At 62.1% G+C, this 23,952-nt stretch carries 20 protein-coding genes and 1 rRNA gene; 15 read left to right on the top strand and 6 right to left on the bottom strand.

The annotated features are described in order from the left end of the window. The 5 genes from rrf to ehuA form a co-directional block, all read left to right on the top strand. Positions 1–85: ribosomal RNA gene (gene rrf / locus AB0I57_RS12220) — 5S ribosomal RNA — on the top strand; the annotation flags it as partial. Between the two features lie 253 nt (positions 86–338). Further along, positions 339–1,181, top strand: coding sequence for an ectoine/hydroxyectoine ABC transporter substrate-binding protein EhuB (gene ehuB, locus AB0I57_RS12225; protein WP_358336386.1), 843 nt, complete (start codon positions 339–341; stop codon positions 1,179–1,181). 21 nt (positions 1,182–1,202) lie between these two features. Further along, a complete protein-coding gene (ehuC, locus tag AB0I57_RS12230; protein ID WP_358334954.1) occupies positions 1,203–1,934 on the top strand; it encodes an ectoine/hydroxyectoine ABC transporter permease subunit EhuC in 732 nt (243 codons plus the stop codon). Further along, positions 1,931–2,575: an ectoine/hydroxyectoine ABC transporter permease subunit EhuD gene (ehuD, locus tag AB0I57_RS12235; RefSeq protein ID WP_358334957.1), complete on the top strand. Its 645-nt coding sequence runs from the start codon at positions 1,931–1,933 to the stop codon at positions 2,573–2,575. Before ehuC ends, ehuD begins: the two co-directional genes overlap by 4 nt. 19 nt (positions 2,576–2,594) lie before the next feature. Next, positions 2,595–3,356: an ectoine/hydroxyectoine ABC transporter ATP-binding protein EhuA gene (gene ehuA, locus AB0I57_RS12240; RefSeq protein WP_358336389.1), complete on the top strand. Its 762-nt coding sequence runs from the start codon at positions 2,595–2,597 to the stop codon at positions 3,354–3,356. A 43-nt stretch (positions 3,357–3,399) separates the two neighbouring features. Here ehuA and AB0I57_RS12245 read toward each other — a convergent pair whose 3' ends face one another. Next, positions 3,400–4,407 (bottom strand): bile acid:sodium symporter family protein, encoded by a 1,008-nt coding sequence (locus tag AB0I57_RS12245; protein ID WP_358334960.1) that lies wholly within the window; start codon positions 4,405–4,407, stop codon positions 3,400–3,402. An 82-nt stretch (positions 4,408–4,489) separates the two neighbouring features. On the opposite strand from AB0I57_RS12245, the gene AB0I57_RS12250 reads away from it, so the two are divergent. After that, the gene (locus AB0I57_RS12250) at positions 4,490–5,347 is read left to right on the top strand and encodes a LysR family transcriptional regulator (RefSeq protein WP_358334963.1); all 858 of its coding nucleotides are present in this window, start codon (positions 4,490–4,492) and stop codon (positions 5,345–5,347) included. A 38-nt stretch (positions 5,348–5,385) separates the two neighbouring features. Here the strand turns inward: AB0I57_RS12250 and AB0I57_RS12255 are convergent, their stop codons facing one another. Next, the gene (locus AB0I57_RS12255) at positions 5,386–7,005 is read right to left on the bottom strand and encodes a hypothetical protein (protein WP_358334966.1); all 1,620 of its coding nucleotides are present in this window, start codon (positions 7,003–7,005) and stop codon (positions 5,386–5,388) included. 283 nt (positions 7,006–7,288) lie between these two features. Between AB0I57_RS12255 and AB0I57_RS12260 the strand changes: the two genes are divergently transcribed. Then, the gene (locus tag AB0I57_RS12260; protein WP_358334969.1) at positions 7,289–8,668 is read left to right on the top strand and encodes an MFS transporter; all 1,380 of its coding nucleotides are present in this window, start codon (positions 7,289–7,291) and stop codon (positions 8,666–8,668) included. Here AB0I57_RS12260 and AB0I57_RS12265 read toward each other — a convergent pair. Then, entirely contained in the window at positions 8,627–10,360 is a 1,734-nt protein-coding gene (locus tag AB0I57_RS12265; protein WP_358334972.1) for a helix-turn-helix domain-containing protein, read from the bottom strand. The two genes, AB0I57_RS12260 and AB0I57_RS12265, sit on opposite strands and share 42 nt — an antisense overlap. 179 nt (positions 10,361–10,539) lie before the next feature. Between AB0I57_RS12265 and AB0I57_RS12270 the strand changes: the two genes are divergently transcribed. From AB0I57_RS12270 to AB0I57_RS12305, 8 genes are all read left to right on the top strand, one after another. Then, positions 10,540–10,986, top strand: coding sequence for a heme-binding protein (locus AB0I57_RS12270; protein ID WP_358334975.1), 447 nt, complete (start codon positions 10,540–10,542; stop codon positions 10,984–10,986). 162 nt (positions 10,987–11,148) lie between these two features. Next, positions 11,149–11,868, top strand: a complete 720-nt coding sequence (locus tag AB0I57_RS12275; RefSeq protein ID WP_358334978.1) for an iron-containing redox enzyme family protein — start codon at positions 11,149–11,151, stop codon at positions 11,866–11,868. 69 nt (positions 11,869–11,937) lie between these two features. Then, positions 11,938–12,315, top strand: a complete 378-nt coding sequence (locus AB0I57_RS12280) for a Rieske 2Fe-2S domain-containing protein (RefSeq protein WP_358334981.1) — start codon at positions 11,938–11,940, stop codon at positions 12,313–12,315. Next, complete coding sequence (locus tag AB0I57_RS12285) at positions 12,312–13,547, top strand: FAD-dependent oxidoreductase (RefSeq protein WP_358334984.1); 1,236 nt, start codon at positions 12,312–12,314, stop codon at positions 13,545–13,547. The genes AB0I57_RS12280 and AB0I57_RS12285 overlap by 4 nt, the downstream gene beginning before the upstream one ends. Further along, positions 13,544–14,989: an aldehyde dehydrogenase family protein gene (locus AB0I57_RS12290; protein WP_358334988.1), complete on the top strand. Its 1,446-nt coding sequence runs from the start codon at positions 13,544–13,546 to the stop codon at positions 14,987–14,989. The genes AB0I57_RS12285 and AB0I57_RS12290 overlap by 4 nt, the downstream gene beginning before the upstream one ends. Before the next feature lie 34 nt (positions 14,990–15,023). Beyond that, positions 15,024–15,386 carry a non-heme iron oxygenase ferredoxin subunit gene (locus tag AB0I57_RS12295; protein ID WP_358334991.1) on the top strand — a complete coding sequence of 121 codons (363 nt, stop codon included), beginning with the start codon at positions 15,024–15,026 and terminating at the stop codon, positions 15,384–15,386. Continuing rightward, positions 15,383–16,975, top strand: a complete 1,593-nt coding sequence (locus AB0I57_RS12300; protein WP_358334994.1) for a gamma-glutamyltransferase — start codon at positions 15,383–15,385, stop codon at positions 16,973–16,975. The genes AB0I57_RS12295 and AB0I57_RS12300 overlap by 4 nt, the downstream gene beginning before the upstream one ends. Beyond that, positions 16,968–17,423 carry a RidA family protein gene (locus tag AB0I57_RS12305; RefSeq protein ID WP_358334998.1) on the top strand — a complete coding sequence of 152 codons (456 nt, stop codon included), beginning with the start codon at positions 16,968–16,970 and terminating at the stop codon, positions 17,421–17,423. The genes AB0I57_RS12300 and AB0I57_RS12305 overlap by 8 nt, the downstream gene beginning before the upstream one ends. 45 nt (positions 17,424–17,468) lie before the next feature. Here AB0I57_RS12305 and AB0I57_RS12310 read toward each other — a convergent pair whose 3' ends face one another. The 3 genes from AB0I57_RS12310 to AB0I57_RS12320 are packed head-to-tail and all read right to left on the bottom strand — an operon-like array spanning position 17,469 to position 23,898. Next, positions 17,469–18,785, bottom strand: a complete 1,317-nt coding sequence (locus AB0I57_RS12310) for a M1 family metallopeptidase (protein ID WP_358336392.1) — start codon at positions 18,783–18,785, stop codon at positions 17,469–17,471. Next, positions 18,782–22,672, bottom strand: a complete 3,891-nt coding sequence (locus AB0I57_RS12315; protein ID WP_358335001.1) for a Pls/PosA family non-ribosomal peptide synthetase — start codon at positions 22,670–22,672, stop codon at positions 18,782–18,784. The genes AB0I57_RS12310 and AB0I57_RS12315 overlap by 4 nt, the downstream gene beginning before the upstream one ends. A 41-nt stretch (positions 22,673–22,713) precedes the next feature. Beyond that, a complete protein-coding gene (locus AB0I57_RS12320; RefSeq protein ID WP_358335004.1) occupies positions 22,714–23,898 on the bottom strand; it encodes an ROK family transcriptional regulator in 1,185 nt (394 codons plus the stop codon). Between the last annotated feature and the right edge of the window lie 54 nt (positions 23,899–23,952).

Genomic DNA, 23,952 nt, shown 5'->3' on the forward strand with positions numbered 1-23,952 from the left:
TCCCATTCCGAACCCGGAAGCTAAGCCCTCCAGCGCCGATGGTACTGCACCCGACAGGGTGTGGGAGAGTAGGACACCGCCGAACACCCGTTAACCGTAAGCCCCCCAACACTGTTGGGGGGCTTACGGCATTTCAGGAGCATCTGGTCGCGCAGATGGCTCAAAGTTCTGCGCTCCTTCGGTCGACTGGGTAAGGTTGCCCCGCGGATCTGGTTGGTGGGATCGGCTGTCCAGGCAGTGCTGATCCTTCCAACTATTCGTGAGTCGATGGAGGGGAATCTCTAGTGCCGAAGAAATTGACCAAGAATGCTTCCGCAGTGAGAGCTGCAGCGATTTTCATGGGCGCCGTTGCGACCGCTGCTTCGGTGGCGGGTTGCAGTACGACGGACACGGCTAGCGGAGGTTCGCTCCTAGAGCAGCTCCAAGCAGACGGTACGGTCACCGTTGGGTTCGCCGGCGAGGCGCCGTACAGCTTCGAGGAGAACGGACAGTTGACCGGCGCGACGGTCGCATTGCACCGTGAGATTTTCAAGAACCTCGGAATCGACACCGTTGAGGGTGTGAACACCGACTTCGGTGCGCTGATACCCGGGTTGCAGGCTAGGCGTTTCGACGTCGTCAGTGCTGGAATGTCGATCCTGCCTCAGCGCTGCCAGCAGGCGGCGTTCAGCGAGCCCGAATTCAACTACACGACAGCGCTGATGGTTCCGGAAGGTAATCCTGCAGGTCTCACCGATATGCAGTCGGTGAAGGACAGTGGTGTGCGGATGGCCGCGATGACTGGCGCTATCGAATCGGACTACGCTCAAGCACTGGGAATTGATGCCATGCAGGTGGCGTCGCCGCAGGACGGAATGGATGCTGTTGCGAACGGGAGGGCGGACGTGTTCGCTCTCACGGGTATCTCGCTGAACTGGCTCGAGAAGAACAACCCCTCGATTCCCGTGGACGTAACCGAATCCTTCGTTGCAGTGATCGACGGAGTCCCTCAGGTCGGTGCCGGTGGCACAGTATTTCGCACTGAGGACGCGGAACTGCGCGACGCCTACAATGCGGAGCTGGAAAAGATCACCGCCGACAAGGACAAGTATCTGTCCATCGTCGGCGAGTTCGGATTCACCGCTGCGGAGCTGCCTGATCCGACACTGACAACTGCCAAGCTGTGCGATGGGGTCAGCTGAGCTGCTCGGAGGCTTAGGTAAGTGAAGGACAATATCGACGCTCTCCTGGATGCTTGGCCGGGCATCTGGGAGGGTCTCGTAGTGACCCTCGAGCTGACTGTGGGGGGCGCGTTGGTCGCCTTCGCGCTGGCTGTGCTGCTCGGACTGGCGGCTCGGGCGAACAACGTGGTGATCAGAGGGTCTGCAAGGGCATTCATCGAGTTCTTTCGCGGGACTTCACTGTTGGTTCAGCTCTTCTGGTTCTTCTACGTGGTCCCGCTGTTCGGATTCTTGATCGAACCTCTCGTCGTGGGAATTTTGGCGTTGGGTCTGAATTTCGGAGCGTACGGCGCGGAAGTGGTACGTGGCGCCGTGAATTCGGTCCCTCAACCACAGTGGGAAGCTGCCACCGCGCTCGATTTCAGTCATTGGCAACGGCTTCGACGAGTCATCTTGCCGCAGGCATGGGCCGAAATGATCCCGCCGTTGACGAATCTCTTGATTCAGCTCCTCAAGGGGACGGCTCTGGCGAGCTATATTCTCCTGCAAGACTTGACATTCGAGATCGATCAACTGCGGCAGACCACGGGAGATACGCTCTTCGCATTCGGTGTCGGACTCGTCATCTATTTCGTAGTCGGATATCTCCTGACGCTGTTGATGAACGCACTCGAGGTGCGGGCGAAGAACCGTCTGGGAACGGGGCCGTCCTTGCGTGAGATCTTCAGCCTCGCTCCGAGCGATCCTCGTGGAATGGAGGTCGCGAAGAGATGACCACTCAATGGAGTTGGGAGCGCGCTTTCGAGGCCTTGCCGATACTCCTCGACGGATTCAAGATCACCTTGCTGGCCACTGTCCTGGGGTTCGCCATAGCGGCTGTCCTCGGACTTGCGATTGCACTGATACGACAGTCGGCACCACGTTGGGTCAGCGGGCCCGTCCGCGCAGTCAGCGAGTTCATCAGACTGACACCGCTGGTGGTGCAACTGCTGTTCGTGTACTACTTGCTCACGGACCTGTCTGCGCTCCAAATCGGAATCGTGGTGCTGGGGATTCACTATTCGACATATATGGCCGAGGTCTATCGGGCAGGAATCGATGCCGTACCGGTCGGCCAGTGGGAAGCCGCACGCGCGTTGTCACTCGCCCCGAGCCGAACGTGGCGTGCGATAGTGTTGCCTCAAGCAATTCGGCGGGTGGTTCCGGCGCTCGGCAACTACGCGGTGTCGATGTTCAAGGACACCCCCTACCTGTTTGCGATCACCGTGGTGGAAATGGTCACGGCCGCTCAGCAATTCGGTGCGAGGAACTTCCAGTACCTAGAACCGTTGACTCTGGCCGGTGTGATCTTTCTGGTCGCCAGCTATCCGACCTCTCTACTGATACGGCGATTGGAGAAACGCCTTGCCCAATGATGCGAGCACCGATGTCCCGATGATCCAATTCGACAATGTCGTGAAGAGATTCGGGGATCACGTTGTACTCGATCACCTGAAGTTCGAGGTGGCGCGCGGAGATCGTGTCACTTTGATCGGGCCGAGTGGGTCTGGGAAGACCACGATTCTGCGGTTGCTGATGACGTTGGAGAAAGTGGACGAGGGTGTCATCTGGATCGAGGGCGATCGGCTGACGCACGAGCAGAAGGGAAGCAGGCTCGTTCCGGCGTCGGAGAAGTATCTTCGGAAAGTTCGACGCCGCATCGGCATGGTGTTTCAGCAGTTCAACCTGTTTCCGAACATGAACGTGATCGAGAACATCACGGAAGCGCCTATTCACGTCCTGGGCCTAGACAAGGCTGCGGCGGCGAAACGAGCCCGCGAACTGCTCGACATGGTCGGCCTCTCCGACAAGGAGACTGCTCATCCGACGCAACTGTCCGGCGGACAGCAGCAACGAGTGGCGATTGCCAGGGCGCTGGCGATGGACCCCGACATTCTGTTGCTCGACGAGGTGACGTCGGCGTTGGATCCGGAATTGGTTGCCGATGTCCTGGATGTGCTGAGGAACGTGGCCGAAACGACGGACATCACCATGCTCATCGTTACGCACGAGATGCAGTTCGCCAGGGACGTCTCGAACCGGGTGATGATGTTCGATGCCGGCAGGATCGTCGAGGAGGGTGATCCCACCACGATCTTCACTGCACCGCAGAACGAGCGAACCAGAACCTTCCTGAAGGCGATACTGGCCGACTGATTTTCACGGCCCCCAACGCGGGGGCCACGAAGAATGTGGACCGCTATCGGGACCGTGTCGTCGCAAGTTCAGCGTCGTCGTCATCAGTACGCCGCGCCAGCCGCCCAGCCATCCACGCACACACCAGCAGCTGTAGCTGATGAAACAGCATTAGTGGCAGCACTATCAAACCGATTGGTTGGCTGGCGAACAGTACCGTGGCCATCGGAAGACCGGTGGCGAGGCTCTTCTTCGAGCCGCAGAAGGTGATAGTGATCTGGTCTTGCTTGCTGAATCCCAGACGCGTCGATCCGAACCAGGTGACAGACAGGACGATCGCGAGCAGTATCGCGCAGACCACGAGCAGTGCGAACAGTCGGCCGACGGACAGCGTGCTCCAGATCCCTTCGTTCATTCCTTCGCTGAATGCGACATAGACAACCAGCAGGATCGATCCACGATCGACGATCTTGAGAGGTGCGCCGTGTTCCTTGACCCAGGTGCCGATCCAGCGTTGTACCACTTGGCCGGCGATGAAGGGGAGCAGCAACATGAAGAGGATTCCGACAACGGAGGACGCATCGAAACCAGACCCCTCAGTCGTCATCAGCAACGCCACGAGCAGTGGCGTGACGAAAATGCCGAGAAGGTTCGAGAACGAGGCGCTGACGATCGCGCCGGGCACGTTGCCGCGGGCGATGGATACGAAGGCTATCGAGGACTGAACCGTCGACGGTAGGAGACAGACGTAGAGGATTCCCAAGTACAACGGTTGGGTCAGGATGGATGGGACGAGAAACCGGGCGGCGATTCCGAGGATCGGGAATAGCACGAACGTGGCCGCGAGGATAGTGACATGCAGACGCCAATGCCGTAGTCCGTGCAGGGCTTCCCGCGAGGACAGCCTTGTTCCGTAGAGGAAGAAGAGCAATCCGATGGCCACCTTGACTGCCCAGCCGAATGCCGTCAAAGCCGTACCTTCCGCGGGTACGAGGCTGGCGATTCCGACGGTGATCAGGATCCCGAGAATGAACGGGTCGAGTCTTCCGAGCAGCGGGATCTTGGTCAACATGGTTCGACCCTAGGGGACTCTCGGATATTTTGAAAGACGATGAGATCGTTTACTGTAATTCTAAATTGTGATAGCAATAGGTATGTTCGATCCCGTTCATCTTCGAAGTTTTCTCGAGGTCGCGCGAAGTCGGAGTTTCACTGCGGCAGCTCGGCGCCTGAATTTGAGGCAATCGACTGTCAGTCAGCATGTGGGAAAGCTGGAACTTGCCGCGGGATGCCGTCTGTTTCTGCGTGATACACATTCGGTGGAGCTGACCTCGGATGGCTCCGTCATGGTCGGCTTTGCCACTTCGATACTCGAGCGGCATTCGGACGCCGAGCGCTACTTCACGCGGTCGGGCGTCAGGGGCCGGGTTCGGTTCGGTGCGTCGGAGGATCTGGTTTTACACGAACTTCCCCGAGTTCTCTCCGAGTTTCGGCGCAGCCATCCGCTCGTCGATTTCGAACTCACGGTCGGCTTGAGCGAGGTGCTGTTCCGTCAATTGCGTGATGGGAAATTGGATCTGGTCTTCGGGAAGCGTCGGCCAGGCGAACGCCACGGAGAGCTGGTATGGGCTGATCGCCTGGCATTCTTCGCGGCACCCGACTTCGTGCTGGATGACGACGGACCGGTGCCTCTGGTGACCTATCCGATACCGTCGATCACGAGGGAAGCCGCACTCCACGCGCTGAAAGAGTCCGGACGGGGTGCCCGCGTGGCCTGCGTGACGGACAGTTTGAACGGACTCAGGGCAGCTTGCCTTGCCGGCCTGGGCGTCGTCTATCACGCTGAGATGCTCCCACCCGCGGGGTTGGTACCGGTACGGACTCGGGTGCGCGAAGCATTTCCCACTGCTGGCGTCGAGTTCGTGCTCGAGGCCCGGCGCAGTGCCCTCAGTGAACCCGAGCAGGCTCTGCGTGCTGCCATCCTCGAGAACGCGGATCGGTTGCGCACGTGAGCCTGGACGGCAGTCGACCGCGCCGAGTTCTCGGCACCTCAGAAGATGAGAACAGACAGTGCGGTTGCCAGGACCAGTCCCGACACCACCGGGACGAAACACTTTCGGGCGAGGTCGAGGACTGGCACCCGGGCGAAGCCGGCAATCGCAATCAGTGAGGACCAGGCAACCAGTGTTCCGCCGCCGGACCAGATATTTCCCATCTGACCGATTGCGGCTAGGGTCGCGGGGTCCATGCCCACAGCCGGTCCGAGCGCACCGGCGAGGGATCCTGTCAGTGGGAGCCCTGTGAATCCGGAGCCCTCGAGACCGGCGATCATCCCGATGAGGAGAATGACGAATGAGGTGACGACTGCATTCTGTGGCAGGTGAGACTGAGCGGCGTTCACCAGGTCGAAGAGTATCGTCGGACCGCTGGAAGGATCTGAGTAGCCGAGGATTGCGCCGGAGAAGTCACCGTTGCCGATGAAGAAGAATCCGGCAATCGGAATCACGATGCCCATCGCCTTGAACGCGAAGACCAAACCGTCGATCAGATGCTCGGATGTCGTTTCGAGGAAGCTCTTCTTGTCGTTCGTCGCAGCTACGGCAAACAGAATCATTGCTGCAATTCCACCCACCATCGCCGCGGCGTCGCCGCCCTGGAGGCTGGGCACGAGATCGGTGAACTTGCCGATGATGAGATAGACGATGAACACCAGATATGCGACAGGCACCAGGATCGCGAAAGCCTTTGCCGCGCGGAAGCTCGTGAAGGTCTCTTCGATGGCTTGACGAGAGGAGACAGCGACCGGCTGCGTGAGAACTGTTCCGGATGCATCTTCTTTTGCGGCGATACTGCCGGGGGCGGCTGCAGTGGCAGGCGAACTCGAAGCGATTCTCTTGGCATCCGTCGCGGATGCTGTGGACGCTGTGCCGGGAGACGTCGAATCACCATCGGGTGCGGCGCTGCGGCCAGGTTTTCCGAAGTCGCTTTCTGCGCGTGATTCCCAGTCGGAGAGTAGCTCCGGCGAGGGTTGGCGCATGTGCTTGCGCTGGGAGAAATATGCGATGACGAGCGCTGTGATTCCGACGATCAGAGACATCACCAGTGCGCGATCGGCGACCGTGTCGGGATCGACTCCTGCGGATTTCGCCGACAAACCTGGCGCAACCTTGATGATGTAGTCCGATGACAGTGCCATTCCCTGTCCACATATGGCGATCGCCATTCCGACTGTGATCGGTGGCAGGCCGGAGCGAATGGCGACAGGTATCAAGACCGCGCCGATCAACGGAACTGCCGGCGTGGGCCAGAAGAAGAGCGAGATCGTATAGGTGACGGCGGCCAGCACGATGAAGCTACTGGTTCCACCACGCATGATGCGTCGGAACGGCGCGACCATCAAGCGGTCTGCGCCCATCTGTCGCATTGCGCCGAGCATTGCCGTCACCAGCGAGATGATCAGGAAGATGTTGAACAGCTCCTGTGCGGCTACCAAGCTGGCGTTGAAGATCGACGCGAGGCCCGTTACGAGGCTGTCGGAAAACACGAACGCGGTCAGGAACGTGCCGATGACGGCGGGGACGACGATGTTCTTCCGCATGAGCATTGTCCCGAGGATGACGATGATTCCCCCGAGGTAGACCCAGTGCGCGGCTGTGAGAGTTACATCCACGATGTGCCCTTCGACATAGGCGGTACAGACTAGTGGCTCTAGTCACAGGGTTGTGATGTTGCACCGGGTCGTTCGCAAGGGCAATAGCAGACTGCACATCGAGAGTTGGTCCAGCTGTGCAGCATGCCCAGAATTTCTTGTCTGGATTGCTTGTTGTCGTACGCCTGTAGAGGAATCCTCGGCAGAGTTCTTCAAGCCGATTGCGTACTGGCATTAGGGTTGCCTAACCTATCTTGAGGCTGGCATCACCGGACCACATCTTGGAAAGAAAGTGGATTCGTATATGAAAACTGCGGTTGACACGGCGCATCTTTCTACGGGCAAAGATCTCGGTCCCGGTACCTCCCCGGCTCTGGCGGCGCTGTTGGCCGGAACGTTTGTCGGTACGGTGAGCAACAACATCGTGAATGTCCCGTTGAACACGATCCTCACCGACTTCGATTCCGGCCTCGGAAGCGGGATTTTCGTCGTTGTCGGGTTTCTTCTCACCTTCGCGGCAACGATGCCTCTGGCCGGGTGGGCTGGTGACAGGTTCGGGCGGCGCCGCGTCTACTGCGCGGCCATGCTCGGGACTGCGATCTGCTCGCTGGGAGCAGCGCTGGCGCCGTCCCTCCTGGTCCTGGTGATCTGGAGGTCTCTCGGCGGAATAGCGGCGGCCGCCATCGTGCCGGCGGTTATGGGATTGATCGCATGGCTCTTCGGGCCCGCACGGCGGGCGCGTGCAGTTGGTGCCTGGGCTGCGGTGAACGGGATCGGTCAAGCAGTCGGTCCGTCCTTGGGAGGCGTGGTCAGCGACTGGTGGGGCTGGCGTTGGGTATTCGTACCTCTAGTGCCGATTGCCTTGATCGGGTTTGCTGCAACGCTCCGCTATGTACCCCGCTATCCGGGGAAGAAGATGCAACTCGACATGCTCGGCGCATTCGCCATCACGCTCGGTGCGGCCCTGTTCGTCCTGGGAGTCACCCTGATCTCGCAGGAACGAGTGCCTGGTGCCGTAAGTGCCGCCCTGGTTCTCGGCGGGATCGCCGCATTCGTTCTCTTCGTCGTTCACAGTCGTCGTACGGCCGACCCGTTCGTTCCAATTCACCTGGCAGTCGAATCAAGATTTCTACGCAGTGCACTGGCCGTCTTCGTCTTGATGTTCACGCTTTCCGCGGTACTACTTGCCCTTCCGCTCTACCTGACGGACTCAGGGCTGTCGACCACTCAGACAGGATTGTTGCTCTTCGTGCTTCCAGTAGTCATGGCGTTCGTGGCGCCCGTCGTGGGCCGCGTAGTCGACACAGTCGGAGGTCGAATGGTCATGCGATCCGGATTGGTCATCATGATCGGTAGCCAAGTGGCACTGGCGATCACGCTCTCATCCGGCGTTCGGAATTCGATTCTCATCGCAGCGGTACTCGTGGTGGCGGCGGTCGGAATCGGCATGGTGCAGACCCCAGCCGCAGCGGGTTCGACGAGGTCACCGGCTGGAGCGGTCGGAACGGGTCTAGGGCTGTTCAACCTGATCCGCTTCGGGGGCTCCGCTGTGGGCGCTGCCTGGGTTGGGATTGCGGCACACCTGGCAATCCAGCCGTACGCGTTGCTCTTCGCGGTGGTCGCCGTCGTCGTATCTATCGGACTAGCAGGATCCTTCATCGGGAAGAACCCGTTGGATGCCTGAGTACTGAGCAACGATCTCGTTATCGACGGATTCTCTGACGTCGGATAGCAGATCGAGACGGACTGCAAGCCACAATGTGAATTGGTTCTCCGGTACTCGGACATCCATCCCGACGAGTCGCGACATGCGATCCAGCTTCGCGATCACGGTGTTCCGATGAATCCCGAGGCGCCTCGATGTCGCATTGATGTTTCCACCTTCCTCGAGGTAGGCGAACAGCAGCTCCTCGCTGTCGCTGTGCGAGTTGGACGTCCGTAGCGGGCCTAGAACATCGCGGACAAGCCTTCGGCTCTCGTCCGTGTCCGCTGCCCGCATGAGGACGTTGAATCCTCGCAAATCGTTGTAGGCCACCGAACCCGACAGCCCCAGTCGTTGGGCAACGCCCAGGGTTGTCCGGGCCTCGCGGTAGCTTTCGCCGATAGCGCGGGCGCCTGCTGCGGGACGGCCGTGCGACACGGGAATTCGCTGGCCCAAACGTTTTTCGAGATCCAGAGACATCGCCCGTGCGTACTCGTTGATCTCGGACTCCTGCTGCGGTCCGCTCGGGGCGATCAGTGAACGTACGACCACGAGCACGTCTCCGATGACCGTAACGTGGGAACGCGCTGGGGAAGCGGGTAGGACTCCGGCGGCATATCGAGCCAGTCGCACCATGCTGGCCCCGGGATGGTCTCCAGATCGGTCGACCAGTCCGGGCGCGACGAAGACTATGTAGTGTAGATCGAGGTCGATTTCGTGCAGTGCGGCACGAGTACTCAGGTCGTGGTCGTTGACAAAGTTGCCGTGCACCAACGCCTGGACGAAGTCGCCTCGCGCTCGCTCCTCTGCTTCGTCGACGCTGCGTTGGCGGAGCATCTCCGTGCCGACTATGGTGCCAGCCTGTTCGACGACGACCTGGTACTGAGCGATATCGTGCCGCCTCGGGTTCGCTTGCGGCACGATCACCACGATCCACCCTTCGTAGCGACCCGCCAGGTGCATGGCTCCCGCTACCACCGTCGTGGGAGCAAAAAGCCCGTCCGGGTGTTCCAGTCGATGTGTGAACGTGTTGTGCGGGTGTGCCGATGACGACGCGTTCAATCGTGGAAGCGCGGCGGCGAGTGATTCACGCAGCGCGATGGCATCTTCCGACTCGACGTCCGGCAGCCCAGCCTGCGCGAGTAAGTGACCGCGAACATCAAGAGCGACAGCGATACCCGACGTCAGCGTTGCGACTTCGCGGATCAACATGGGGAGCCCGGCGCCTCGGTGCAGCAATCCAGCGAGAGACTGGTGCACCGTCACCGCATATCGCATCACGTGCGCTTCCTGCGTCAGCGCACGTTCGGCAAGAAGTCTGTTGAGTGCCGTAAATCCCACCGGGAGTTCGAGTTCCACCACGGTGAGATTGGCGGGCCAGGTGATATCTCGGGGCGCCGATCCGTCGATGATGAGAACACTTGCCCGCCGTGCAGCCACCGCCTCGAGCTCTCGATGCTTTGTGGGCAAGGATTCGGGCCGAGCATAGATGGCGACGTCGGATAGACAGTCGCGCCGGTCGATCACCTCGCTCCAAGGAAGGCACCAGGTGACGGCCTCCACGAGTCCTTCTTCGCCCGCCAGAACCCGGGCGGATGCCATCAAGGGCTCCTCGAGTAGGCCTCGTACCGACAGACGCTCGTCCTCTGCGTTCGATGTCGTCGCGTTCTCCACTGCGTGCCCCTCCTCGGGTAGCGATGAGTGTGCAGTATGTCGGAGCGCACTGCCAGGGCCATTATGCACTGTGCCCTGATTTTTGCCGATTTTCGGGCCATCATGCACATGGTTGTTCGTCGGTGACGGTGATAGAAATCTCCGCATCAACTTCCTCCCGACGACTCAACGGAGAAGACATGCATCAGGTTCATCGGATCACCCTCGACGACGCGCTTCCGCTGTTGGCCGCAGGACGAGCCAAGGCAGAGGAGATCGGCGTCAAGCAGACTCTGTGCGTCTGCGACGACGGCGGCAACGTCCTGGCGCTGCACCGACTCCCGGGAGCGCGCCTCACCGGTGTCGACATCGCAATCGCAAAGGCCTTCACCGCAGCTGGTCACGAGCGCGCCACTCACCTCTTCAACGAGGCGCCGGACGGGCCCGCGCTCCCGGGCAACGAAGCGTTCGGTATCAGTCACATGCTGCCTGGAAAGTTCGCCATTTTCGTCGGTGGATTTCCCCTTGTGTTCGAGGGGCAGATCGTCGGTGGAATAGGAATCAGCGGAGGAAATGGCAAGCAGGACAAAGCAGTCGGAGCAGCCATGCTCGCCGAGTTCGAGTCGCTCGCCCTTGTGCGTAGCTGAGCGCAGATTCTCGCCACCGCCAACCGCAAATCAACTCACACCCGCCGGCACAGTCACCGTGTCCGTGTCCGGCACATCGCAAGTCGAAGCCCGAAACTCCCCCCAATCGGATTGACCTTCCAAAAGATCAGTACTCCCTTTCGAGAAAGATGAGGCACAACAATGACCGAACTCTTGGCCAGGGACGAGTTCCGCAAAGCCCTCGAAAATGCCATCAAGGGCCGCGAAGCGAAAGATGCGTCGTTCAGCAAGGCATGGGCTGAGGGAAAGCTCGAGAGGCACCACTTCGCTCGGTGGGCCGAGAATCACTACCACTACGTCGGTCCCTTTGCCGACTACTTGGCGAACATCTACTCGAACACCCCTGATCACTACACCAACGCCAAGGACTTCACGCTCCAGAACATGTACGAGGAGGAGCTGGCCGATATCCGGCACACCGACCTGTTGATCAAGTTCGCCGAGTGCTGCGGCACCACGAAGGAGCGGGTCGAGGACCCCTCGAACATGAACGCCATCACTCGCGGCTTGCAGTCCTGGTGCTACGCGGTCTCACAGCGTGAGCACTTCGTCGTGGCGACAGCTGCCCTGGTGGTCGGCCTCGAGTCGCAGGTTCCGAGTATCTACAGGAAGCAAATTGTTCCGTTGCGCGAGGTGTACGGATTCACCGAAGACGAGATCGAGTTCTTCGACCTGCACATCACGTCAGATGTCGTGCACGGCGAGCGCGGCTACCAGATCGTGCTCGACCATGCGGACACACCTGAACTGCAGCAGCGTTGCTTGCAGTTGGTGCAGTGGGGTGCGGAGATGCGTTTCTCATACACCAAAGGCCTCTACGACTCGTACGTTGCGCCCGAACTCGAGCTCGCGAACGCCTGACAGCGCAGGTGGGGGAGCCCAGGCTCAGTGGGCTCCCCCGGTGCACTTTTGTCCGAACAGGAGAGAGCGATGGATACGAATTGGACGCGGGTAGCCACCCTGCGCGAGGTTGGCCGCCGGCGAAAGCTGCGGGTCGATGTCGGTGAGACGCCGGTAGCATTGTTTCAGGCCAATGACCGGATCTACGCGTTCCACGATCTGTGTGTCCACCAAGACCGGTCGCTCGCCAAAGGCACTCTGCTCAACGGCCGTGTCATCTGCCCCGGTCACCAGTGGGCATTCGACCTCGATACCGGGTACGAGGAAGACCAAGATCAGTGCCAGCCGACCTACGCGGTCAAAGTCGAGGACGACTACGTCTACGTCGACCTCGCCCGACGCCCCGATAACACTGAGACTGCGACTACGTCGAACGAAGGCGCCGTCAGAGAGCAAGTGAACTCATGACGCTCAATACCATCATCACCGTCGGCGCAGGTCAGACCGCTGCAGTGGCTGCCCGCACTTTGAGACGCCGTGGGTTCGACGGTGAAATCATACTGATCGGCGACGAACCTCACGCGCCGTACCAGCGGCCTCCGCTGTCGAAGGAGTTCCTGGCGGGAGAGGCTGACCCCGAGTCCTTGATGCTGCTTCCGGAGGCATGGCGACAGAAGCAGGAGGTCGAACTCCTGACGGGTGCGGCAGTTAACCGAATCGATTCGAATGCCGCAGCGGTCGAACTGTCCGACGGGCGCAGCGTTGCTGCCGATGCCGTTCTGATCGCAACCGGTGGCAGGCCGCGCACCATGCCCGTTACCGGTTCCTCGCCAGAGCGCGTGCACTACCTCCGGACCATGGACGACGCCGAGCGACTCGCCGCCCAACTTCGGCCGAGTACACGTCTGGTGCTGATCGGTGGAGGATTCGTCGGTCTGGAAATCGCCTCGACAGCGAAAGCTCTGGGAGCAGAGGTGACTGTCCTCGAAGCGGACGAGGTTCCTCTCGCTCGAATCCTCGGACCCGAGATGGGCGATGTATGCACCCGGATGCAGTTGGACAACGGCGTGGCTGTGCGAGGTGGAGTCCGTGTCGGCGCGGTGGCGACTCGGCCCGACGACGTGCTCGTCACGCTCGACAGCGGTGACGTGATTTCGGCAGAGGTAGTGGTAGTGGGAATCGGCATCATCCCCAACGACGAGGTGGCGCGGGCTTCCGGTCTCGATGTCGGGGACGGAATACTCGTGAACGCGCAAGGGCAGACGGCCATCCCGCAGGTATTCGCGGCCGGTGACGTGGCGGCGCGTTTCTCGGATTCCGCAGGCCGTCACGTACGCGTCGAACATTTCGACAACGCAAGCAAGCAGGGTGCGGCCACGGCCAATCTGATGCTCGGGCGCGTCGGAGTCGTGGACTCCGCTCACTGGTTCTGGTCGGACCAATTCGGCAAGAACCTTCAATTCGTCGGCAGTGCCCGGTATACCGAGCTAGCGCTCCGAGGCAGTGTCGAGGGCGGCGAGTTCACGGCCTTCTATCTGGACAACGGGATCGTCCGCGGTGCGTTCGCTCTCGATCGTGGCGAGGATATCGGTGCAGCACGCGAGTTGATCGGCACATCGATCGAGCCCGCTCGACTGGCGGATGAGAGTACCGATCTGTACGACCTGCTGGACGAAGATGAAGAATTGGTGACGGCATGACGATCGAGGGAATGAACTACATTGACGGACATTGGGTTCCGTCTTCATCCGGTGCAACATTCGAGTGCCGCAACCCTGCCGATCCCAATGACGTGATCGGCGCGTTCCCCGAGTCGAGCTCGGCCGACGTCAATGCGGCGATCAGCGCGGTAGCGAAGGCTGCACCGCAGTGGGCGGCCACTCCACCCGAGCGACGCGGCGCAATACTCGAATCTGCGGCAGCGTACCTGGAAGAGCGAGCCGATGAGTTGATCGGAGAGTTGGTCCGAGAAGAGGGAAAGACGCGTGCGGAGGCTGCCATGGAGGTGAGCCGCACGCCGATGAACTTGCGATTCTATGCTGGTGAGGCGCTTCGCACGACTGGCAGTACGTATCCGACACCCGGCGAGGGCCTGGTCATGACGCTGCGTCAGCCGATCGGCATCGTCGGCGCGATCACGCCGTGGAACTTTCCTTTGAACATTCCTTCGCGCAAGCTCGGTCCGGCGCTCGCGGCGGGAAACGTTGTAGTGTTCAAGCCTTCCGAACTGACGCCATTGATGGGTCAGCGTCTGGTCGAGGCGCTGCTTGCCGGGGGTCTGCCAGCCGGAGCCATTGCATTGGTGCAGGGGTCAGGTCGAGCCGGTGCGGCAGTTGCGGCGGACGAGCGCGTGGACGCCGTCACGTTCACCGGATCCACCGAAGTGGGCCGAGTTATCCACACCGCCGTGGGACCTGAACGGCGTAGCCAACTCGAGATGGGTGGCAAGAATCCTGTCGTGGTACTCGAGGACGCCGACGTAGACAAAGCTGCCGCACTGATAGTCAAGGGAGCCTTTGGATTGTCCGGACAGGCATGCACCGGTACCAGTCGGGTAATTGCCGTCGACGCCGTTCACGACGGGCTGCTCAACCGTGTGGTCGAACTGGCGTGTGAGATCGTCGTCGGCCCGGGAGGTGACACCGGCGTCGGTATGGGACCGCTCGCCAGCGCAGGACAACTCGAGAAGTTCCGTGACTACGTCCGGATCGGTTGCGAGGAAGGTGCCGAACTGGTTTGCGGTGGTGAGGTTCTCGGTGACGGAGGTGGATACTTCGTCCAACCCACCGTGTTCGCCGAGGGAAGTCCGGACATGCGAATCGTCAGAGAAGAGGTGTTCGGGCCTCTGCTGGTATTCCTGCGGGCATCCGATTTCGACGAGGCGGTCGCCTTGGCAAACGATTCGGAGTTCGGGCTCAGCGCGGGAGTCGTCACCAATGATGTCGCTCGGGCGCTCTCGTTCGCGAGTCGTTCCGAATCAGGATTGGTCAAGATCAATCAATCCACCACCGGCCAGAGTATGAACGCACCGTTCGGTGGTCACAAGTCGTCGAGCACGCAGACCCACAAGGAACAGGCGGGCGACACGATGATGCAGTTCTACCAATCAGAGAAAACCGTTTACCTCAGCCCCTCGGCTTGAGCCCTACTCGTAGTTTGATTTGAAAGAGAAGACCATGGAATTTACTCGCGTTGCGCGTTCCGGACAGGTTGCCGAAGGTATGGTGCGCCGTTTCTTCGCCGGCGAACACGAGTTCGCGGTCGCCCGGCTCAATGGAAAGGCCTATGCGACCACCAATTACTGCACGCACCTGGACTGTCTGCTCTCGTCGGGCAAGCTGGTGGACGACGGTATCGGATGCTCCTGCCACGGAAGCGTGTTCGACCTCGAGACCGGTGAGCCGGTGTGCCCGCCTGCCACAGTGGCTATCAAGACTTACCCGGTCGAGGAACGTGACGGCGAGATCTTCGTCGGAATCGACCCTGATGACGCGGCTTCGGTTCCACGTCGGCGCGCCGCGCGCGGGTGCACGAAATGAACCCCCGGCCTGCCACGCTCTCCACTGGCGGAATGGTCTCGTCCAGTCACCCCGCAGCAAGCACGGTGGGTGTGCGCGTACTGATGGATGGCGGCAATGCGATCGATGCCACCTTGGCAATGGCAGCCATGACCTGGCTGACCCTGCCGGGCCAGTGCGGAATCGGTGGCGATGCGTTTGCGGTGGTCCGTGAGCCAGACGGTTCGGTGTGGACGATAGGCGGTAGTGGTTTCGGGCCTGACGGCGGAGATCTGGCGTTCTACGAGAGTCAAGGTCTGCGGTCGATCCCCGCCGATGGGGCACTGGCCGTCACTGTCCCGGGTGCGCCGGCCGCTTTGGGTGCACTCCATGCGGCTGGGGCCACTCGCTCGCTCACCGCTCTGTGGGCACCCGCGATTCGGGCCGCCGAGCGTGGGCTGCCGTGCTCCGCCAAGACCCGAGGGGACGTTCGAGAAGTACAGGACGCCATCGCCGCAGATGCCGGACTACGTTCCGTGTACCTTCCGGATGGTCGGTTGCCGCAGGTAGGAGAGGTGCTGCCGCAGCGCGAACTCGCCAAGTCGATCCGTGCACTCGCCCGCGACCCACGCAGCTTCTACAAGGGCGCTTTCGCCGAGAAGGCCGTCGAGGCGTTGTGCGCCGCCGGTGCACCGTTCAGCGGTGACGAGTGGGTTGCCGGTGCGGAGGTGCACCCCGAAGCCGCGATCAGCGGGATCTACGCGGGCGCGGTGATCCATCAGACACCCCTACCCACACCTGGGTGGATGGTGCTCCAGCAAGCAGCGCTGTGCGACGCAGTCGTGGGCTTTTGGCCGTGGCTGAACGCACCTGCCATCGACCGGATGGCCAGTGCCGCGCGGATGGCCTTCCAGGACCGGTTGGCGCACTGCGGCAGCGACAATGATGCCTGGAAGGCGTTGCTGGAGCCCGAAGCCATCGGGGTGGCGAGGGGTCACCTCGACCGAAGGGTGGCGCCCACGGCGATGATCGACGCGCGCGATGGGGATACCACCTCGACGGTTGCGGTCGACTCCGAGGGCCGGGCGGTGAGTTTCATTCACTCGCTCGCTTTCACCTTCGGATCCAAGATGACCGTCCCCGGAACCGGTGTGCTGCTGAACAACCGTTGGGCACGGGGCGCGTATCTGATTCCAGGGCACCCCAATGCCGCGGCACCTCGGCGGAAGCCGCTCCACACGCTCAATGCGTGGGTGGTTACCGATACTTCCGGAGACCTGCTGCATGTCGGAAACACCCCCGGTGGAGACGGCCAGGTGCAGTGGAACATGCAGCTGATCTCGCACCTCCTCGACCATGGTCTGGACCCGGCCGAGGCCGTATCGGCCCCGAGGTTCACGGTGTTTCCCGGCAGCGATGCCGACGTCATCGGTCGTCCCCTGGAACTTCGGTGCGAGTCACGCATTTCGGAACAGGTGCGAGATGAGTTGGAAGAACTCGGTCACGACATCTCTCTTCAGGCGCCTTGGGGCGCGGAAGGCAGTGCTCAGATCATCTCGGTGGACAACACACGTGGCCTACTGTCCGGTGCCGCTGATCCTCGTCAGGAAGGAATAGCACTCGGTGCCTGAACAATTGATTCCTGTTGCCCCCAAACCCCAGGGCCGCTATGTCCCAGCGGTGGTGCATGGCGGGATCGCCTACTGCGCGGGCATGACTCCTCGCATTGACGGGGTGTTGACCGTAACCGGTGTCGTCGGACAGGATGTGACCCTGCCACGCGCCCAGGAGGCGGCAGCGCTGTCGGCGCGGAATGCGGTTGCGGCGGTCGCTGCGGCTGCCGGCGGGGCGGACATCATAACCAGGTGCCTGCGCATGAGCGTTTTCGTTGCCTGTGCACCGGATTTCCGGGAGCTGTCCAGGGTGGCGGATGGCGCCTCGAATGCCCTTGCCGAAATCTTGGGAATCGATGCGTTGCCTGCGCGCAGTGCGATTGGCGTCTGCGCGCTTCCGTCCGGTGCCCCGGTCGAGGTCGAATTGACCGCGGCCGTCGACGCTCGGCTTGCGATCCGGATCTGATCCGGCGGTGGGCGGGCGAACCCACTTCGGTACCCGGGGGCGAGATCACAACGGCGGAAGTGTCTTCTCGACCAGCCATGCGTCCGAGAAATGCCGCAGCGGTTCATCGGTGTAGTGGGCGGCGAGGTCGGTGAATTGCTCGACGGTGACGGTGGAGTGCCGACGAGTCTGCGTCCATTGCCGGAGCAGAGCGAAGAAGCTCTCGTCGCCTAGTTTGCCTCGCAGGGCATGCAGGGTGAGTGCGCCCCGTTTGTAGATGCGGTCGTCGAACATCAACTGTGGCCCCGGATCCGCGACGACCAGATCTTGCGGTTTGCGGGCCAGGTCCCGATGAGCCTGTACTGCGAGTTCGTGCGCCGACGGCCCGCCCGAGTTCTCGGACCAGATCCATTCGGCGTAGCAGGCGAAACCTTCATGTAGCCAGATATCTTGCCACCGACCGAGTGTCAGGCTGTTGCCGAACCATTGATGAGCGAGTTCATGTGCAACCAGGCGCTCGTATGAACGCTGACCTGTGCAGTGGTTGGCACCGAAGATCGAGATACCCTGCGCCTCGAGCGGGATCTCCAACTCGTCATCGGTCACGACCACCGTGTACTCGGCGAACGGGTAGGGACCGAACAATCGGACGAAGACGTCCATCATCTCGGGCTGTCGGCCGAAGTCCACGTCGAATGCCGATCGTAGTCGTCGGGGGGTAACTGCGAACAGTGGAACGCTTCCTGAACCGACGCTGCGGCGCTCGTAGGGTCCGATCTGGATGGTGGCGAGGTAGCTCGACATCGGCTCGGTCTGCTCGTACACCCATGTCGTCTGGCTTGCCCGAGTCCGCTTACTGACCAACGCGCCATTTGCCACCGTGTAGTACGCCGAATCGGTGGTGATCGAGATGCGGTAGCTGGCTTTGGAACTCGGATGGTCGTCGCATGGAAACCAGGAAGCCGCCCCATTCGGCTGACTGGCGACCAGGGCGCCCTCGGTCAGTTCCTCCCAGCCGACCTCACCCCACATACTGGGGATCGGCTTCGGGGATCCCCTGTACGCGACGACGAGGACCAGCGCACCGCCGGCGGGGATCTTGTGTGCGGTCGTGACGATCAGCTTTCCGTTCCGGTGAAGCCATTTGGTTTCGCGGGAACCGTTGCTGACGACCCTCGTCACCTGAAGGCTCGACGCAAGATCCAACGTGAAACGGGAGCGGGGTTCGGTAGTGACCGTGGTGATCGTCGCCTTGCCCGTCAACCTGTTGGTTTGCACCTTGTAGGTGAGGTCGAGTTCGTACCGCGACACCCGGTATCCCCGGTTGCCGTTTTGGGGGAGATAGGGGTCGATCGGGTCTTCAACCCCCTTGCCGGACGTCACGTCGACGCCCACGGTGCGATCGGATTGCCTTGCCAGCGCGTGGACGGCGGCACGGTGTCGCCGCGCATGACCAGCGAGGCCGGGCCCACAGTGCCGCCCTCGCCGATCTCCGCGGCCGGCAGCGCGACGCAGTGGGGGCCGAGCGTGGCCCCGGCCCTCAGAGTGACAGTGTCCATGGACATGATCCGATCATGGAACAGGTGAGTTTGCACTACGCACCCACGTTCAACGGTCGCTCCGTCCTCGAGTGTCACGAGATCAGCCTCTGGTAGCCAATAGGTTTCACACCACACACCCTTGCCGATTGTGGCACCGAGTCCGCGCAGCCAGATGTTGAGAACGGCAGTCCCTGTAGCTGCACGGGCGAACCATGGCGCGGCGACGGTCTCCACGAAAGTGTCTGACACCTCGTTGCGCCACACGAATTGACTCCACAGTGGATGCTCGATCTGTCCGATACGGCCGACCACAATCCACTTCGCTGCCACGGACACCAGGCCCGCGACGGCTCCCGCGACGAGGAGGACGATCCCTCCGGTCAGCGCGGCGAGCCAGAAGCCGGCGCGGCCGGCAATTGCTTCGAGGGCGAACAACACACCGAGTCCGATGGCGAACGTCACAATCATGGGGATCAGACGGCAGGTTTCGACCACCGCACGCGCCAGCTTGAGCTGGGGTGTCGGACGGAACGTGCGCATGGCATCGGTCTGGCTGGGCGCTCGGCGTAGCCGAACAGGTGGGCTGCCCAGCCAGGATGAGCCGGCCTTGGCCTTCGAGGGGGTCGCCGAAAGAACTGCGACCAGGCCGTTTTTCGGGACTCGACGGCCCGGCCCGGTCATTCCGGAGTTTCCGAGGAAGGCACGTTTGCCGACCTTGGCATGCGCTATGCGTATCCAGCCTCCCCCGAGTTCGTAGCTGGCCACCATCGTGTCGTCCGCGAGGAACGCGCCGTTTGCCACGGTGGTGTACTTCGGTAGCAACAGCACCGTCGATGCCTCCACGTTCTTGCCGACCTTGGCGCCGAGTAGCCGCAACCATCCCGGAGTCAGCAGGCTCGAGTAGAGCGGGAAAAGGAATGTGCGCGCCGAGTCCATCAGCCGTTCGGTAGCCCACACCTGCCAGCCGATTCGACTACGAACTGGGTGGTAGCCCTCCGTCAGCCGGAACGAGAGCAGCCGGACGGCTACGACTGTCGCTATGGCGAACACGCCGAGACTGGTGACCGTAGCGACGGGGAGAATCGCCAGCGACTGCCAGATCGCCGATCCGATCGTCTCGGCGTCACGGATCCAAGAGGCGATCACACACGCGCCGACCGCGAGCGCGAATATCGGTAGTCCGGCCAGCAACATCGACGTCATACCGAACATGGGCACCCAATAGGAGGCGCGGGGTGGAGATTCGTCCGGCCAGGGGTGAGCAGCCTTCCGAATCTTCACGGCAGGGGAGCCGGCCCAGTGTTGTCCGGACTTGACCCGGCCGACTACCGCCGAGCCTGCCGCCACCTCCGCGTTGCGCCCGATGCGAGCGCCGGGCAGGAGTGTCGACCGGGCGCCGACGGCGGCTCCGTCGCCGATCTTGATCTCGCCGATATGCACCACATCACCATCGATCCAGTGCCCGGACAGATCGACCTCGGGTTCGACCGAGCAGCCGTCGCCGAGTTCGAGCATGCCTGTGACAGGTGGCAACGTGTGAAGGTCGACGTCCTTGCCTACCTTCACACCGAGCGCTCGCGCGTAGTAGAGAATCCAGGGTGCGCCGGACAGGTTGGCCGCCCCGCTGGCCTCGGCGAGCCTCAGCGCTACCCACAGTCTCAGGTGTTCGCTGCCGCCGCGAGGGTACGTGCCGGGCTCGAGCCCACGGAGGAGGATTCGCGAACCGGCAACCGAGATCCCCATCCGCCCTATCGGGGTGATGAATACGACGAACGCGGGCATGATCCACCACCACGAAACGGTCGGCGCCCAGGGGATGTGCGTGAACCACGAGAAGATGTTGTTCGCGATCGCCATCCACGTGACCCACTGGAGTCCGGTGAGTGTTGTGAGTGGAATCGTGGCTGCGATCTGCAGCAGCTGGCTGCTGCGGGGGGTGGGCGAGACGGTGCGGGGTTTGGCCCTGCCGGTGGGGGCCAACTCGTCGAGGTAGTCGGACAGGGAACCGAGCCGCGGATTGTCGTAGAGTCGCGCGACCGTCATCTCGGGAAACCGTTCGCGCAGAGCCGTCACCAATTGGGCGGCGGAGAGCGAACCGCCGCCGAGTTCGAAGAAGTCGTCGTCCGAACTCGTGATCCGAGCCCCGAGGATGGACGTCCACAACCCCGCAACCCACGCGGCCGTACCATCGAGTCCGCGTTCGCCTACTCCGTCATCTACTCCCGTCGGAGGCCAGGGCAATGCGTTCCGGTCGACCTTGCCGGACGTTCGGGTGGGAAGCTCGTCGACGAGGACGAGTCGCGGAATCAACGCTGCCGGAAGCTGTTCGGTGAGTCTCTTGTGCGCAACCTTCAGGTCGAAGCCCGGTCCGGTACCCGCCAGGTAGCCGACGAGGATCTGGTGATTGGCGCCGGTCGTGCGTACTGCTGCAGCAGCGCCGCCGACGCCGGGGAGGTTCCCGAGCGCGTTGTCGACCTCACCCAACTCGATCCGTCGGCCACCGAGTTTTACCTGTTCGTCGGCGCGCCCGTGAAACAGCAGGCCGCCTTGGTCGAGTCGGACGAGGTCGCCGGTGCGGTAGGCGCGATCCCAGCCCAGCGTCGGCATCGGTGCATACTTCTCCGCGTCCTTGACGGGGTCGAGGTAACGCGCTAGACCGACACCCCCGATCACCAATTCGCCCACCTGTCCCTCGGCCACGGGCGTACCGGAACCGTCGACTACCGCGAGATCCCAACCGTCCAGTGGCAGACCGATGCTGACGCGGCTCTTCCCGTTTACCAGTGCCCCGCAGGCGACGACGGTGGCCTCGGTCGGACCGTAGGTGTTCCATACCTCGCGTCCGTCGACGGCCAAGCGTTCAACCAGTTCGGGCGGGCAGGGCTCGCCTCCGAAGATCAGCAGACGCACGGCCCCGAGCGCCTCCGCGGGCCAGAGCGACGCAAGGGTCGGCACCGTCGACACGACGCTGATATCGCGTGATAACAGCCACGGTCCGAGATCGGTTCCACTGCGGACGAGGGACCGGGGCGCGGGAACGAGACAGGCTCCGTGACGCCAGGCAAGCCACATCTCCTCGCAGGACGCGTCGAACGCTACCGACAACCCGGCAAGTACCCGGTCGCCGGGCCGGATGGGGTCTTCTTGCAGGAACATCCGGGCTTCGGCGTCGACGAAGGCCCCGGCACTACGGTGACTGACCGCGACACCCTTTGGGATGCCGGTGGATCCGGAGGTGAAGATGATCCAGGCGTCGTCGTCGACAGTCGGTAGACGTGCGGCAGAGGACTCTGCTCCGCCGGAAGCGGTGCCGGCGATGACTCCCGCCTCGGTCACCACGCATCGGACCTGTGCCTCTCCGAACACGAGTTCGGCACGCTCCTCGGGATCGTCGGCGTCGACGGGCACGTAGGCGGCACCGACTGTCAGAGTCGACAGGATGGCGACGTACAACGAGCAGGATCCCGACGGCATGCGGATACCGACTCGATCACCGGCACCGACTCCGGACTTCGTCAGGACCGCCGCGGTCCGTTGGATCTCCTCGAGCAGTGCACGGTATGTGAGCGACACCGTTCCGTCATCGAGTGCAGGAGAGTGTGGGTGCGCAGCGGCTGTCGTCAACAAGATATCGATGAGCGTGCGTGGCGTAGGCGCGAATTCGCGGCGGAGGAGCTCTCGGGGGATACGGGGCAAGATGTCCGTATCCAGCGGTGACTGGAGGGGCAACCCACGATTCCTTCCCTTGGTGGTGTGTACTACTGGTTATCTCACGATCGATGGCCTGATGGTGGGCAGTCGGTGCGGGGAGCGAGGCGTGTTCGGAGTTTCCTCGCCAGTTCGAGTGCACCGATCGCCGCACCTTGGAGTGGTGCCGTGCGGCCCAGTGGGCTGATCGTCATTTCGACCTCGGATAGGGCCGTTCGCTCGATTCGCTCGCGGAGCCCTTCGGTAACCCGGTTCATTTGCGATAACGGACCTCCGATGGCGATTCGTCCCGGGTCGACGGCGGTGGCGACGTTGACGATGGTATGAGCCAGGTCGTCGAGGATCTCGTCGACCGTGTGGCCGGGCGTGTCGGTACGGAGGAGTTCACGGGCACGCTCGAGGTCGATCGAACGTCCGTCAGGGGTGCCGATCGACGAATGTCCGAGTCGGTGCAGCAATGTTTCGCCGGAAGCTGTTCGCAGGAAACCGATTTCACCTGCGGTGCCGTTCGATCCCCGGTGCAATCCGCCGGACAGGAACAGCCCGGCACCGATACCGGCACCGAGGTAGACGTAGAGGAAGTCGTCCGCGTCCTGCATGGATCCGATGCGGCTCTCGGCGATGGTTGCCCAGTTGACGTCGTTGTCGACGAGTAGTGGCGCGACGGGCTCGATCTGTAACGCTCGGGCGAAGTCCGGGACGGATCCGGTGAAGGGTGCGTCGGGCAGTTGTTGAACGGTGTGGGTGCGGGGGTCGATCGGTGCTGCGACTGAGATCGCAGTGGCCAGTAGGGGGGTGCCGACGTCGGCGAAGCACCTCGCGATCAGATCGCGTGTGTCGGAGATGGCAGTAGGCAAATCCTCATCGTCTGCCTCGACCTGGTTTTCGCATACAACCGAGCCCTTGTGGTCGAGGGCTCTGACGGCCACGTATCCGCGCTCGAGGACCACCCCGAGGGTATGGCCGTAGCGCGGGTTCACGTCGCAGAGAGTCGCGGATCGCCCGCGCATGCCAGTGGAGGTCTGCCCGACCTCGATGATGAGCCCGGAACCGAGGAGGCGCTGCGCGGATTCGGAGATCGTCGGCTTGGAGATGCCGGTCGCCTTCGCGATTTGAGCCCGCGACGAGGGGCCTTCGCGGAACAACACATCCAGGAACGCGTCGTCCGTCAGCTGTGCGAGAGTTCTCGGCAACGGCGCGGCGGCCGGGGCGGAACCCCGGCGATACACGTCTGATGACCTCGCCACTTGTCTCCTTTCGGCCACTTGTGGTCGGCACTTGATTATCTCGGATCTGGCGCC

Origin of the sequence: Rhodococcus sp. NPDC049939, from assembly GCF_040656415.1 — a bacterium.
Lineage (GTDB): Bacteria > Actinomycetota > Actinomycetes > Mycobacteriales > Mycobacteriaceae > Rhodococcus_F.

Coding starts and splice junctions, on each gene's coding strand:
- ehuB (WP_358336386.1), top strand. CDS start 339: ATGGGCGCCGTTGCGACCGCTGCTTCGGTGGCGGGTTGCAGTACGACG.
- ehuD (WP_358334957.1), top strand. CDS start 1,931: ATGACCACTCAATGGAGTTGGGAGCGCGCTTTCGAGGCCTTGCCGATA.
- ehuA (WP_358336389.1), top strand. CDS start 2,595: ATGATCCAATTCGACAATGTCGTGAAGAGATTCGGGGATCACGTTGTA.
- AB0I57_RS12245 (WP_358334960.1), bottom strand. CDS start 4,407: ATGTTGACCAAGATCCCGCTGCTCGGAAGACTCGACCCGTTCATTCTC.
- AB0I57_RS12250 (WP_358334963.1), top strand. CDS start 4,490: ATGTTCGATCCCGTTCATCTTCGAAGTTTTCTCGAGGTCGCGCGAAGT.
- AB0I57_RS12260 (WP_358334969.1), top strand. CDS start 7,289: ATGAAAACTGCGGTTGACACGGCGCATCTTTCTACGGGCAAAGATCTC.
- AB0I57_RS12270 (WP_358334975.1), top strand. CDS start 10,540: ATGCATCAGGTTCATCGGATCACCCTCGACGACGCGCTTCCGCTGTTG.
- AB0I57_RS12275 (WP_358334978.1), top strand. CDS start 11,149: ATGACCGAACTCTTGGCCAGGGACGAGTTCCGCAAAGCCCTCGAAAAT.
- AB0I57_RS12280 (WP_358334981.1), top strand. CDS start 11,938: ATGGATACGAATTGGACGCGGGTAGCCACCCTGCGCGAGGTTGGCCGC.
- AB0I57_RS12285 (WP_358334984.1), top strand. CDS start 12,312: ATGACGCTCAATACCATCATCACCGTCGGCGCAGGTCAGACCGCTGCA.
- AB0I57_RS12290 (WP_358334988.1), top strand. CDS start 13,544: ATGACGATCGAGGGAATGAACTACATTGACGGACATTGGGTTCCGTCT.
- AB0I57_RS12295 (WP_358334991.1), top strand. CDS start 15,024: ATGGAATTTACTCGCGTTGCGCGTTCCGGACAGGTTGCCGAAGGTATG.
- AB0I57_RS12300 (WP_358334994.1), top strand. CDS start 15,383: ATGAACCCCCGGCCTGCCACGCTCTCCACTGGCGGAATGGTCTCGTCC.